Raw genomic sequence first — 14,016 nt, forward strand, 5'->3', positions numbered from 1 at the left:
TTTCTCTTTTTCTCGAGAAATGCTTTTTTATTTAAAATGTCATAGGTGTTAATGAGTCAGTATAGATAGCTAATACATCATCAGCGCTAAGTGGTACATAGGCTTTTGTGCTGATATTTGAATGCTTCACTGATTGTTCAGCCATTTCATTTAAGAGCGAGTCATCTATACCGACTTCTGGTAAGGTCATTGGAACGCCCCACTTAACAAAAGTGTCATAAGTTTGTTTAATGGCTTCTTTTGCTATGATGTATAGGTCGTCATTTAGCTCTAAATCAAACACACGGTGTCCGTATAAAGCGAAACGTTCGACTGTGTCATCATTTAAGACGTGTTCCATCCATCTTGGTGTTAAGATAGCTAAACCAATACCATGAGTAATATCGTAATAGGCACTTAATTCATGTTCCATTGGGTGACATGACCAAACGCCAGTTTTTCCATTTCCAGTTAAACCATTAAGTGCTAAAGAGCTTGCCCACATTAAATTAGCGCGAGCTTCATAGTTTGTTGGATCGGTTAAAGCTGTTGGCGTGTAATGCAACACTGTTCTCATTAAGCCTTCAGCAATGCCGTCTTGAACCATGGTATCTGGTGTTTGATTAAAATAATTTTCAATTAAATGACTAAAAATATCTGCTGAACCAGCCATTGTTTGATAGGTTGGAACAGAGAATGTGTAAGTGGGATCTAAAATTGATACTTTGGGTGTGACCAGGCGTGTATGGAAACCTAATTTTTCTTTTGTTTCTTCATTTGTGATAACTGCTCCCCCATTCATTTCTGAACCTGTTGCGGCGATCGTTAATATTGTCACAATGGGTAAAGCGTTTGTCAACTTAATCTCATTGTTAACAACGAAGTCCCAAGGGTTTCCATCGTAGAATACACCTGCAGCAATTGCTTTGGAGCAATCAATTGTTGAACCTCCTCCAACAGATAAAATAACATCAACATTATTTTCTTTACAAAGGTCAACACCTTTTATAACAGTACTAAGTCTAGGATTTGGCTCGATGCCACCTAATTCGATGATTTTAGTGTCCGTTCCAATTAAGCGGTAAATATCATCGTATAATCCATTTCGCTTAATACTACCACCACCATAAGTCAATAATACAGTTTTTCCATATTGCTTTAATACAGTTGGTAATTGGTTAATTTGATTTTTTCCAAATAAAATGTTGGTTTGTGCGTGAAAATTAAAATTCTTCATCAATATTCCCCATTTCTATTATGATATTGTCTTATTTTTGGAAAGATTTGTCAATAATATACTCTTTTGGCTTATATTATGATTAAGTTTTTAACTATTATATAGGCATTAAAGTGTTTTATATAATGATGTATTAATTAGTTAAATTTATAAAAATAAAAAAGATGTATTTATTTAACTTTTTAATATGTTAAAGTTTAAATAGTTATATTATTTATTTTTTATCTTGTTTATTAGGTTATTTTTATTCTTTTATACCTATTATTAGGATAGTAGGTGTCTTTTATTTAGTTTTTGTGTATTCTAAATTGAAAATGGAAGGTATAACATGGATTTATTGAAACATTTTGTCGCTATTATTCCGATAGTATGGCTGATGTTATCATTGGGTGTTTTTCATATACGAGGAGATTTAGCTTGTATGATTGGATTTGTCGGCACGATTATTTTGAGCATAGTGGGTTTTGGGTTCTCTTTTGTGCATAGTATCACAGATGGTCTGGGAGGCGTTATGAATTAGCCTTAAAAAAGCGATGTTTTATTGTCTTTTATACACAATCGTTTTATGCCTCGTTGTTGTTGGTATAGGAAAAATGATGAATTACTTATAAAAATAGTACAGAAACAGTAAAAAATTGTTTGTGAAAGTGTTTGAATTAGTCTGAAAGTAGTAAAATAAAGTTGTATTAAAAAAATAAGTTGTTGTTTGGAGGAATCAGAATGAGAGTAAGCATATTTACCAGCTGTGTCGTCGATTTAATGTTTCCAAATGTTGGAATAGCCATGGTAGAGGTACTAGAACGATTAGGATGTGAGGTCGATTTTCCAGAAAAACAAATTTGCTGTGGTCAACCAACGTTTAATAGTGGTTATGAAAAGAAGAGCAAAGCAACACTCATTAATCAATTAGAAGCATTTGAAAACTCAGATTACGTAGTAGGTGGAGCAGGGTCTTGCGTGGGGATGTTACGTGAGTATCCAGAGTTGTTGAAGGATGATGAGGTGTATTATCCTAAAGCAGTTGAATTAGCAGAGAAAACATACGAATTTAGTCAGTTTATTTACCGGGTATTAGGACTAACAGATGTAGGTGCGTGTTATGAAGGTAAAGCAACCTATCATCGTTCTTGTCACATGACACGTCTGTTAGGTGAAAGGGAAGCACCATTTGTATTATTGGATAATGTTGAAGGGTTAGAAATGATTCCATTAGGCCATATTGAAAATTGTTGTGGTTTTGGTGGAACTTTCTCCGTCAAGATGCCAGAGATATCTGAGCAAATGGTGACAGAAAAAATGAACGATGTCATTAATACAGGTGCTGATACTTTAATTAGTGCTGATATGGGATGCTTGATGAATATTGGTGGTAAGTTTAACCGAGATGGTAATCCGATTAAAATCATGCACATCGCAGAAATATTAAATTCAAATGTCGATACTAGTCGAATTCAATTATCTAGCGGGGTGGCAAACTAATGGGATTAACAACAAGTACAAAACCATTTAAAGAGCGATTAGAAGATAGTAAAAAAGATGTCTTCATGCAACAGGCCGTAGCTAAAGCTCAGGATGCTCAATGGGTAAAACGTGAAGGTGCTCGTGACAAATTAGGTAATTGGCAAGAGTGGCGCGAGTTAGGTGAGAGTATCAGACAACATACGATTGCTTATTTGCCAGACTATTTGGAGCAATTTAGTGATAATGTTGCCAAACAAGGTGGGCACGTTTATTTTGCTCAAACAGCAGAAGAAGCTAATGAGTACGTTAAACAAATCGTCTTAGATAAAAAAGCAAAAAAAATTGTTAAATCAAAATCAATGGTCACAACAGAAGTCGATGTTGATCCTATGCTGTTAACACTTGATGGCGTGAGTGTCATGGAAACTGACTTAGCAGAATTTATTTTACAAATGGATGATTGGGATGAACCATCACATATTGTGTTTCCAAGTATTCATAAAAATAGAGAACAAATTCGTGCGGTCTTTGAGAAAAAACTTGGCTACAAAGGGGATAATGATCCAGTAAATTTAGCTAGGTGTGCTCGTGAAGTCATGAGAAAATTTTTCCTTGAAGCAGAAGTTGGGATTACAGGTTGTAACTTTGCAATTGCTGATAGTGGTATGATTAATTTGGATACAAATGAAGGAAATGCTGATTTGACGATTAGTATTCCGAAAACACAAATTGTCTTAATGGGAATGGAACGAATTGTTCCAACGATGAAAGAAGCAGAAGTGTTGGATAACTTATTGGCTCGAAGTGCGGTTGGTCAAAGTTTAACGACTTATGTGACGTTTGCTGGACAAAAACGAGCAGATGAATCAGATGGACCAGAAGACTTCCACGTGATCATCGTGGATAATGGTCGTTCAAATGCGTTAGGAACAGCTTTCCAACCAGTCCTACAATGCATTCGTTGCGGGTCATGTTTGAATGTGTGTCCTGTTTATCGTCATATCGGTGGACATGGTTATGGGTCTATTTATCCAGGTCCAATTGGTGCTGTCTTATCTCCAGTATTAGGTGGATACAAACAGTTTGGTGAATTACCTTATGCATCAAGTTTGTGTGGTGCTTGTACAGAAACCTGCCCTGTTAAGATTCCGTTACATGAATTATTAATTGAACACCGTAAAGTGATGACAGATGACTTGAAAATGAAACACGGATTTGAAGATTTCCAAATGAAAGTTATTGGTAGTGGGACTGCTTCACCATTTTTATTCAATTCAGCGATTCACATGGCACATGGTGGAATGGGTGTATTAAGTAAAAAATCACCAACCTCCGTTACAAATATGTACCAGTTTGGTGGCTTTATCAATAAAGGTCCTGGACTTGTAAAAGGTTGGACAGATGTGAGAGATTTACCAAGACCACCTAAATACAAAGATAGCTTTAGAAAATGGTTTAAAGATCATAAGGCAGGTGCAGACAATGACTAATATTTATAATCGTGATAAGTTTTTAGCTAACTTACATGAAAAATTAGGGACAACGCCTTTAAATGTTGCAGAACATCCTTATATTCCCGTGAATGATTTGCCACAAACACACTTATCAGATAAGAATGTAGACGAACTACTTGGCATTTGTAAAGAAAAAGTCAAAGATATTCATACTGAGTTGTTAGATATTCCATCAAGTGAGTTACATAATACATTGAAAAAATTGATTGAACAATCAGGAAATGGAAATATTTTATTACCTAAAGATGATCGTTTTTCTAAAGAGTTATTAGATTTTCTAGAAACAGAATATAGCTCTGATATTTCTTATTGGGATGAGGGAGAAGAGTTTCGTGATAGTAACATAAAAAAAGCAGAAGAAGCCAATGTCGTGATTGCTAATGCTGATTTTATGCTAGCGGAATCTGGCTCGATTGTGGTAGAAACAACACCAGGTCAAGGGCGTTCACTACACTTTTTACCAACACACTATATTTCACTGATTAAAAAAAGTAGCATTGTGGCTCGTTCAACACAAGCAGCCAACTACTTTGCTGAAAAAATTGAAAAAGGTGAATCTGTTGGTTCTGCCATTCATTTTATTTCAGGTCCATCAAACTCTGGTGACATTGAGATGCAATTAGTTGTCGGACTTCATGGCCCGTTAAAAATGTATTATGTTGTATTAAATGATTTATAGACAAGCAAAAAGCATGTAGAGATTTTTCTACATGCTTTTTTTAAACTGTTTGTCCCTGTACAAAAGTAACTGGTAAAAAATAATGGTCTTCTAATTTTTTCTCCACGTCATCAATTCGTTGCATTAACAAGTCAATTAAGATATCGGCATAATCAGTCAGTGGTTGCGCGAGAGTGGTTAGTTGAGGGAAGTAAGTTCTGACAAACTTTGTTCCATCGTAGCCAATCAATTTCATATCTTCAGGAATCGAAATACCTAGTTGTTGGCACTGGTTGTAAACTAAGATAGCTGTTAAATCATCCGTGCAAAACAACCCATCAATGTCTTCGTTTTCTAAAATTCGTTTGATTTCGATGTTTTTTAAGGCAGCTGATTGATAGCTTTGGTCAAACTTAAATACTTTAGGCGTTAATTGATGCTCTTCAATGAACGAAAGGTACCCATTCAGTCGTCTATTAGTTGGTGAGTTTGAGCGTTGGGAGCCAGTTAAAATAGCGATATTTCTTGCCCCTTTTAGAAACAGGGTCTCTGTTGCTAAATATCCCCCTTGAAAATTGTCACTACCAACAATTGGAATGCCATCTGCCAAATATCGATCAAATGAGACGATGGGTAAATCAATGTTCTCGTATTCTTTGATACCAAGATTGTGAGCCCCAGCGATAATCCCATCTACTTTATTTGCTGCTAGCATATTGATGTAGTTTCTTTCTTTTTCTTTATTATTCGCACTGTCGCAAATAATACATTTGTAACCTTTCTCGAATAATCGCGTTTCAATTTTATCAATTAATTCACCATAAAAAGGATTAGAAACAGTTGGAAAAATTAATCCAATTAATTGTGTTTGTTTACCTTGAAGGGATCTGGCTAAACTATTTGGTTGATAGTTTAGCTCCTTCATCGCTTGATTGACTTTGTTAATTGTTTTTTGACTTAAAGAGCCATAGTTATTAATGACACGAGATACAGTTGTTGGCGATACGCCAGCTTTTTTTGCAACATCTGTTAATTTAATTGCCATTGATGCTTATCTTCCTTTATCTATTTGTTTGTCGTAGTTCGTAATAAGTGATAGAAGAAGGAACATTGGTATTAACAGTGATATATGTATGATTTGCTTCAGCTTCTGGAAAGACACGAGCAGTTGCTACTTGTTCACCATCATTAATAAAGACTTCCACTAATGATTCATCTACAAATATTTGGAGAGTTAATGGTTTTTGGCTAATAGAAAACTCTCTTGTTTCTCCGTATTCTCTTGCAAAACCATTCCCTATATGACTACGATCGATAATTATTTTACCACAAGTTGTATCAAAGGAGATACTTAATCCGTTCTCTCCATTTTCTTGAGTCATTAATTTAATTTGACCCTTTTCAGAGTCATGGCAATCAATCTCTAATTCATAACAATTTGTTTTTGCATCGTAATGTATTGTTTGGCTCTCAGGTAATTTTATGCTATTTAGACGCAAAGTTTTTGTTTCTTTTGCGGGTAGTTGATATAGTTTATCATCTTTAATAATTAGCTCTTTAATTATGCTTAAGCAATGAGCCCAACCATAGTCATCTGTCGGATAATTCACTTCAGGTAAACCAATCCAACTTACTGCTAAGACACGACCATCAGGACTATTAAATGCTTGTGTGGCATATACGTCAAACCCTTCATCTAAATTTTTTAATGCTGTTGGATTAGTAATGGCGTTAGTTTCTAAATCATAACTATCGCCAATAATATACATATTTGGATAGATATTATCATAATGACAAATGGATTTATCTAAACCTTGTGGACAGAAAATAAGCAACGCTTTGTCATTAGAAAAAACAAGGTTTGGGCATTCAACCATGTATCCCATTGGTTCATTAGTAAAATTTAACTCACCATTTAAAGTCCAATTTTGTAAGTCTTTACTAGTATAAGTTAGTGCTTTTCCTTTATTATCAGTTGTCTGAGCACCGATAATCAATAGATAGCCATCATTGAATGGAATAATTTGTGGGTCTCTAAAATCATGAGAAAAACCAACAGGTGGATGATCAATTAAGGGTTCATCGATTTTTGTAATATGATTAGTTGTATCCATCCATGCACCGAGTTGGTAAGAACGACGTTGCCAATTATCATCACGCACATTTCCAGTGTAAGCTAGTAATAATTTATCATTAACTGGTAAGGCTGATCCGGAATAAACCCCGTGACTATCAAAAAACGTATCAGGTTCTAATGCTAAACCCTCATACGTCCAATCGATTAAGTTATCAGAGGTTAAATGCGCCCACGATTTAACCCCATGAACAGGTCCGATTGGATAGGCCTGATAAAACAGTTGCCATTTTCCATTAAAGAAAGAAAAACCATTTGGGTCATTTAATAAACCTGTTTTAGGTTGGATATGATAACCTAATCGCCATGGCGAATGAGTAACAGTTGTAATCAATTCTTTTATATAGTCAGTGTCCCAATCATTATATTTTTTGTATCTATCAGGTGTTGTCCATTCTTTTTTTAAAACCATAATGTTCCTCCTAGTAAGCGTATTCGACACATAAATAGTAAGGTATTTATTCTTTTTTGTCAAACGTATATCAATTTAAAAAGCACTTTATTTATAAGGAAATGTCATTAAAAAAAGATATCATGAATATTTTTGATAAACGTTTGACATTTATGGGAAAAGATGACATAATCTAAATCGAGAAAAGCGATTACATTATAAACATGTTGTAGGAGGAGAAACAATGGATTACAAAAAAGTCGCACAAGAGATAAACAATGCTTTAGGGCAAGATAACTTACAAGCAGCCGCTCATTGTGCCACCCGTTTAAGGTTAGTGTTAAAAGATTCTGGTAAAGTGAATCAAGCTGCTTTAGATAATATTGATGCAGTTAAAGGAACGTTTGAAGTAAATGGGCAATTTCAGATTATTATTGGGGCAGGTGAGGTGAATAAAGTCTATAAAGAATTAGTTGCTTTAACCAATGTCAAAGAAGTATCAACTTCAGAAGTTAAAGAAGAAGCAGCAACTGGAAAAAAACAAAATCCAATCATGGACTTTATTAAAGTATTATCTGATATTTTTGTTCCAATTGTTCCAGCGTTAGTTGCTGGTGGTTTGTTGATGGCGTTAAATAATGTCTTAACAGCTGAACAGTTATTTGGCCCTCAATCAGTGGTTCAAATGTACCCGGTGTTACAAGATTATGCAGGAATTATTAATTTATTAGCTTCAGCACCGTTTGCTTTTTTACCAATACTAGTTGGGTTTTCTGCAACCAAACGTTTTGGTGGTAACCCGTATCTAGGAGCGGCCATGGGGATGGCGATGGTTATGCCAGATTTAGTCAATGGGTATGGTGTAGCAAATGCTATCGCAGATGGTACAATGAATTATTGGCATATTTTTGGTATGGATGTTGCACAAGCTGGCTATCAAGGATCTGTTTTACCAGTTTTAGCAGTATCGTGGATTTTAGCTACTTTAGAAAAATTTTTCCATAAACGTATTTCAAATGCTTTTGATTTTACGTTTACACCGATGCTAGCATTGATTATTACAGGGTTCTTAACGTTTATGTTCGTAGGACCTGTCATGCGTGGTGTATCTGATGGATTGACTGATGGTTTAGTATGGTTATATGATACAACAGGAGCAATTGGGTTAGGAGTATTCGGTTTATTTTATTCACCGATCGTGATTACTGGTTTACACCAAAGTTTTCCAGCTATTGAAACGACTCTTTTAGCAGAAGTAGCTAAAACAGGCGGTTCATTTATCTTCCCAGTGGCTTCTATGGCCAATGTGGCTCAAGGTGGGGCGGCTTTAGCCGTGATGTTTTTAACAAAAAATGAGAAACAAAAAAGCTTAGCAACTTCAGCAAGTATCTCAGCCTTACTTGGTATTACAGAACCAGCCATTTTTGGGGTTAACTTAAAACTTAAGTTTCCATTTATCTGTGCAATGATAGCTTCAGCCGTTGCAACAACATTTATTGGATTCTTTCATGTTTTAGCTGTTGCAATGGGACCTGCTAGTGTGATTGGCTTCATTTCAATTGCACCAAAATCAATTCCTTATTACATGATAGGAATTGTCATTAGCATTGTTGTAGCGTTTATCACAACTTATTTATATGGTAAGAAAAATGGTCATCTGTTTGCAGAAGCTACTGTATCTGGAGCTGCAACTAATACAGCAGTAGAAATAAATGAAGATCCTGAGGAAAGTATTAAAACTGTACAAGATGATGTGTTAGAATCACCAATTGCTGGTGAAGTTGTTCAATTAAAAGAGGTCAATGATCCGGTATTTTCTCAAGAGATGATGGGGAAAGGGATTGCGATTTCTCCGACTGATGGCAACGTGTATGCCCCTGCTGATGGTGAATTAACTGTTGTGTATGATTCAAAACATGCGTACGGTATTATGACAGATAAAAAGGCTGAGGTATTGATTCATATCGGTATTGATACAGTGCAATTAAATGGTGAAGGATTTACAACTGAAAAAACAAGTGGTGACATAGTTAAAAAAGGTGATTTATTAGGAACAGTTGATTTAGACTTGTTAAAAGAAAAAGGCTATGATCCTACTGTGATGATGATTGTTACTAATACAAATGCTTTTAGTAATATTGAAGCATTAAATAAAAAAGAAGTAGCAGCTAAAGAAGATTTATTAGTTGTGACACAACCAACTGAATAATTTAAGAAATACTTGTTATTGGGCTTACTAAGGTTGCCTGATAACAAGTTTTTTTATTATATACAAGGGTTTATTTTAATATCCATCTTTAGGGACTTGACTTGATTCTTTCTAACGTTATAATTTAGATTAACAAAAATAAAAAATTAGGTATACCTAAAAAAGGAGAATAGAATGAAAAAAGTTTTATTATTGAGTACATTAATTTTGGTTGGATGTCATATAGATAGCAGTGTTGTAGAGGCATCAGATATAAGAGATGAAGTCGTTATGTTGGATACGGAACAGGCAACACTTTTTAAAGATAGTCAAGGAGTCATATACAAAATCATTAATGATAAAGAAAGTCAATTAGAAGTTCAGGTGGGGGATGGTGAACAGCCGATTCCTAATTTATCAACTAATGTCATCATTCCCTCATATGTTGAGTTTGATGGAAAAGAATATGCGGTGACTCGTGTAGGGAGTTTTGCGTTTACAACGTATGAGGATGAGGCAGGTCAGATTTCTGAAGCAGGTTCAAATGTTGAAACTCTCTCGTTGCCAAGTAGCATTAGAAAAATAGAAGAAAAAGCGTTTTATAGTGCTATTAATTTAATGTCTGTTTCAATTCCAAAAGAAAGCCAATTGGAGTCAATCGGAGATAATGCCTTTGCGTTTTCAGGGTTAAATCAATTTTCTTTACCAGACTCAGTAACAACTATTGGAAAGAATGCTTTTACATTTAATCACAGTTTATCTTCCTTTGATATTTCGAAAGCGTCTAAATTGACATCTATTGGTGAGGGAGCTTTTAGAACAAATAAAAAATTACGTTCATTCTATCTGCCGAAAAATGTGACCACTATTGGTGCATTTCCTTTTTCAGGTGCAATTGCTCTAGAAGATATTTCAGTTGATGATGAGAATCAAGTGTATTCATCAAATGAAGGCGTATTATTTAATAAAAATCAAACAGAATTAATCACGTATCCTGCTGATAAATATGCAAAGGAATACGTTGTTCCGGATACAGTGACGTTGATTAGTGAGAATGCATTTGAATACAATACTGGGTTAAAAAAGATTGCCTTAAATAATAACTTGGAAAAAATAGATAATTTGGCATTCAAAAACATGTTGAAATTAGAAGAAGTATCTCTGGGTAATAAAATCGAGCATATTGGTCGTTTAGCATTTTATAGTATTCCTAATTTGAAAAGCTTAACCATTCCTGATTCTGTTGTGTCATATGGAAAAAATCCTTTTTATGAATTAAGTGGATTAACCGACATTACATTTGGTAACCGAACACAAGAGATTCCTAATGGATTTATGGGTGGAGATTTTGCTAGTTTAGTATCAGTCGCATTTTCTGCACCAAATTTATCGGTTTCTGAAGAGGCATTAAATTTTTCGTCTTATACAGATATTAATAATATTCAATTTGTGGTAGCAACAGATAATGATAAAGTAAAATTAACGAATGCTTTGAAACTTGATGAGAATAATGTTTTAGTGGAAACACCAAGTGAAGTAGAAACACCAAGTGAAGTAGAAACACCAAGTGAAGTAGAAACACCAAGTGAAGTAGAAACACCAAGTGAAGTAGAAACACCAAGTGAAGTAGAAACACCAAGTGAAGTAGAAACACCAAGTGAAGTAGAAACACCAAGTGAAGTAGAAACACCAAGTGAAGTAGAAACACCAAGTGAAGTAGAAACACCAAGTGAAGTAGAAACACCAAGTGAAGTAGAAACACCAAGTGAAGTAGAAACACCAAGTGAAGTAGAAACACCAAGTGAAGTAGAAACACCAAGTGAAGTAGAAACACCAAGTGAAGTAGAAACACCAAGTGAAGTAGAAACACCAAGTGAAGTAGAAACACCAAGTGAAGTAGAAACACCAAGTGAAGTAGAAACACCAAGTGAAGTAGAAACACCAAGTGAAGTAGAAACACCAAGTGAAGTAGAACACCAAGTGAAGTAGAAACACCAAGTGAAGTAGAACACCCAAGTGAAGTAGAAACACCAAGTGAAGTAGAAACACCAAGTGAAGTAGAAACACCAAGTGAAGTAGAAACACCAAGTGAAGTAGAAACACCAAGTGAAGTAGAAACACCAAGTGAAGTAGAAACACCAAGTGAAGTGGAAACACCAAGTGAAGTGGAAACACCAAGTGAAGTAGAAACACCAAGAGAAGTGGAGACACCAAGTGAAGTAGAAACACCAAGTGAAGTAGAAACACCAAGAGAAGTGGAGACACCAAGTGAAGTGGAAACACCAAGAGAAGTAAAATCATCAAGCCAAAACGAACAAATTCAACAGGGTACTTCTATAAATAATCAGATAAAAACATCTATCAGTCATCATACAGTGGATGAAAAACAAGTTGAGACAAAAACGAAGACACAAAAAAGTCTCCCACAAACATCTGATAAAAAATCAAATCTGTTTATCATGAGTTTAGGAATGTTATTGTCAATGTTAGGGTTAAGATTAAAATTAAAATAAATAAAAAGCATGCCCTAGTTTTTAGGACATGCTTTTTACGATAGCTAAGAGAATTAAGAAAGTATAGGAAATCTTTTTTCTAAAGCATATTGTATTTTTTCAATTAATATACAAAGTAGCCAATAAATACAGGCGACTAAAAAGTACATGGATAAGAAATTGAACTCTCTTCCACCAATGATTTTTGCTTGCTGAAAAATTTCAGATACCGTAATCATTGCTGCTAGAGAAGAGCCTTTCACTAAATCAATCGCGACGTTGCTCATAGGACCAATGGCAATTCTGATGGCTTGAGGCATAATGATTTCTCGAATGATTAACAATTTTTTCATACCTAGAGCTTTTGATGCTTCCCATTGCCCTTGATTGACACTACTCATGGCACTACGAAAAATTTCAGATAAAAAAGCGCTACTCGTCAAACCAAAACACAGAATACTTGCTATAATAGGATTTAGTTGCATAGGTAAACCGAAATATAAGGCAAAAAGTAAGACAATAGCAGGAATACCCCTAAAAAATGACGAGTAAATAATTAGAAATTGGTTGATTACTTTGTGATTGAGTAATCGTAATAAATAAATCACACTCGCTAGAATATTCCCTAGAAAAAATGAGGCGATACTGATTAATAAAGTATAAGGTAATCCTTTTAATACAAAGGGGATAGACTCAACCATTAATTTTGTATCAATTATCATGGTTATTCAACCTCAATTGTTTTTGAAATGGTGACAGATGGCTTTTTAGAAATATCTTCACCATAAAAAGATGTGGCAATTTTTGCTAAAGTTCCATCTTTTTTCATGTCAGAAATTGCTGAATCAATGTCTTTTTTTAATGCTGCATTGTCTTTGTTTATAACAAGTCCTGAAGATGACGGATTAAAATAAACATCTTCTAAAATTTTGACAGGCATATCAGGTAGGGCAGCAACAGCCATTTTTTGTAAATAATAATCGTTTAAGATGACATCTGTACGCCCTTTAACTAAGTCAGTCATGTATTGATCATTTGTTGCGTTGTCGTAATTCACTAAGGTAGCACCTAAAGACTCAGCAACTTTCATGTAGGTAGTAGACGCTTCGCCGGCTGCTTTTTTTCCTTTTATGTCGTCTAACGAGGCAATACCTGAATTATCTTCTTTTCTAACAACCATGCTACCGAATGAATACTTGATGGGTTCTGATAAGCTAAATTTTTCTTCACGTTTTTTATTGATTGAAAAATCATTTGCTGCCACATCAGCTTTATTGGTTTGAACAGCTGACAGCATCCCATCAACGTTAAATTCTTTAAAGGTTACTTTTTTATTTAGTCGTTTCCCAATTTCTTTTGTTACTTCTATGTCATAACCAGTGAGTTCATTTTTATCATTGTAGTATGAACTTGGAAATAGTGTGCCAGATGTGGCAACCACTAATTCATCTGATTGTTTCTTGTTTGATTCAGTTGCTTTCTTTTCGCTTGTACAACCACCTAAAATAAGTAATAAAGATGTAGATAAAATAAGTAATGTTTTTTTCATGGTGTCTCTCCTTTTGATATTTAATGCACGTATGAGTATAGTGAGAGTTAACGTTAAAATCTATTTGTTTGGCTTACTATCATTACTTTTAGTTAAAAATAAGGTTAATAGGTCGAATATAGAAACAATATTGTTCTTTTGAAATTTTAGACTTATCATAAGGAAATTTGTTATAATAGGGTAAAAGAATAAGAGGAGTGTTTTAATATGCCACTTGTCCATATTGAATTATTAGAAGGAAGATCACTAGAACAAAAAGAAGCATTAGTAAAAGATGTGACTGAAGCCATTGTTAAAAATACTGGAGCCAAAACTGAAAATGTGCATATTGTTATTTCTGATATGACAAAAGGAAACTATGCGGTAGGCGGTAAGATGGCATAATCTTCTGTTTGTTTCGCACTGGTATTATT

13 protein-coding genes are annotated in these 14,016 nt (G+C 34.6%); 8 read left to right on the forward strand and 5 right to left on the reverse strand.

Features of this window, described 5'->3' with window-relative positions; translation table 11 throughout:
- Positions 1 to 31: 31 nt before the first annotated feature.
- On the reverse strand, positions 32 to 1,216 hold the full coding sequence (locus MN187_RS03670; protein ID WP_117974071.1) for an iron-containing alcohol dehydrogenase: 1,185 nt from the start codon (positions 1,214 to 1,216) through the stop codon (positions 32 to 34).
- 328 nt (positions 1,217 to 1,544) lie between these two features.
- On the opposite strand from MN187_RS03670, the gene MN187_RS03675 reads away from it, so the two are divergent.
- From MN187_RS03675 to MN187_RS03690, 4 genes are all read left to right on the forward strand, one after another.
- Positions 1,545 to 1,736, forward strand: a complete 192-nt coding sequence (locus tag MN187_RS03675; RefSeq protein ID WP_117974073.1) for a hypothetical protein — start codon at positions 1,545 to 1,547, stop codon at positions 1,734 to 1,736.
- A gap of 200 nt (positions 1,737 to 1,936) precedes the next feature.
- Positions 1,937 to 2,695, forward strand: coding sequence for a (Fe-S)-binding protein (locus tag MN187_RS03680; protein WP_117974075.1), 759 nt, complete (start codon positions 1,937 to 1,939; stop codon positions 2,693 to 2,695).
- A complete protein-coding gene (locus tag MN187_RS03685) occupies positions 2,695 to 4,167 on the forward strand; it encodes a LutB/LldF family L-lactate oxidation iron-sulfur protein (RefSeq protein ID WP_117974077.1) in 1,473 nt (490 codons plus the stop codon). Before MN187_RS03680 ends, MN187_RS03685 begins: the two co-directional genes overlap by 1 nt.
- Positions 4,160 to 4,870 carry a LutC/YkgG family protein gene (locus MN187_RS03690; RefSeq protein ID WP_117974079.1) on the forward strand — a complete coding sequence of 237 codons (711 nt, stop codon included), beginning with the start codon at positions 4,160 to 4,162 and terminating at the stop codon, positions 4,868 to 4,870. Before MN187_RS03685 ends, MN187_RS03690 begins: the two co-directional genes overlap by 8 nt.
- Positions 4,871 to 4,910: 40 nt before the next feature.
- Here the strand turns inward: MN187_RS03690 and MN187_RS03695 are convergent, their stop codons facing one another.
- Positions 4,911 to 5,894 carry a LacI family DNA-binding transcriptional regulator gene (locus MN187_RS03695; RefSeq protein ID WP_241699615.1) on the reverse strand — a complete coding sequence of 328 codons (984 nt, stop codon included), beginning with the start codon at positions 5,892 to 5,894 and terminating at the stop codon, positions 4,911 to 4,913.
- Positions 5,895 to 5,910: 16 nt separating this feature from the next.
- Complete coding sequence (locus MN187_RS03700; RefSeq protein WP_117974083.1) at positions 5,911 to 7,395, reverse strand: sucrose-6-phosphate hydrolase; 1,485 nt, start codon at positions 7,393 to 7,395, stop codon at positions 5,911 to 5,913.
- Between the two features lie 223 nt (positions 7,396 to 7,618).
- Here MN187_RS03700 and MN187_RS03705 point away from each other — a divergent pair, with 223 nt between their 5' ends.
- The 3 genes from MN187_RS03705 (at position 7,619) to MN187_RS03715 (ending at position 12,075) form a co-directional block, all read left to right on the forward strand.
- On the forward strand, positions 7,619 to 9,583 hold the full coding sequence (locus tag MN187_RS03705) for a sucrose-specific PTS transporter subunit IIBC (RefSeq protein ID WP_242094331.1): 1,965 nt from the start codon (positions 7,619 to 7,621) through the stop codon (positions 9,581 to 9,583).
- 174 nt (positions 9,584 to 9,757) lie between these two features.
- Positions 9,758 to 11,551 carry a leucine-rich repeat domain-containing protein gene (locus MN187_RS03710; RefSeq protein WP_242094333.1) on the forward strand — a complete coding sequence of 598 codons (1,794 nt, stop codon included), beginning with the start codon at positions 9,758 to 9,760 and terminating at the stop codon, positions 11,549 to 11,551.
- Between the two features lie 158 nt (positions 11,552 to 11,709).
- Entirely contained in the window at positions 11,710 to 12,075 is a 366-nt protein-coding gene (locus MN187_RS03715) for a hypothetical protein (RefSeq protein ID WP_242094335.1), read from the forward strand.
- Between the two features lie 53 nt (positions 12,076 to 12,128).
- Here MN187_RS03715 and MN187_RS03720 read toward each other — a convergent pair whose 3' ends face one another.
- Positions 12,129 to 12,776, reverse strand: a complete 648-nt coding sequence (locus MN187_RS03720; RefSeq protein WP_117972081.1) for an amino acid ABC transporter permease — start codon at positions 12,774 to 12,776, stop codon at positions 12,129 to 12,131.
- Between the two features lie 2 nt (positions 12,777 to 12,778).
- Complete coding sequence (locus MN187_RS03725) at positions 12,779 to 13,603, reverse strand: transporter substrate-binding domain-containing protein (protein WP_242094337.1); 825 nt, start codon at positions 13,601 to 13,603, stop codon at positions 12,779 to 12,781.
- A gap of 207 nt (positions 13,604 to 13,810) precedes the next feature.
- Here MN187_RS03725 and thmT point away from each other — a divergent pair, with 207 nt between their 5' ends.
- A complete protein-coding gene (thmT, locus tag MN187_RS03730) occupies positions 13,811 to 13,987 on the forward strand; it encodes a 2-hydroxymuconate tautomerase (RefSeq protein ID WP_117972083.1) in 177 nt (58 codons plus the stop codon).
- Positions 13,988 to 14,016: the final 29 nt, after the last annotated feature.

Origin of the sequence: Vagococcus sp. CY52-2, from assembly GCF_022655055.1 — a bacterium.
In the GTDB taxonomy this organism is placed as follows: domain Bacteria; phylum Bacillota; class Bacilli; order Lactobacillales; family Vagococcaceae; genus Vagococcus.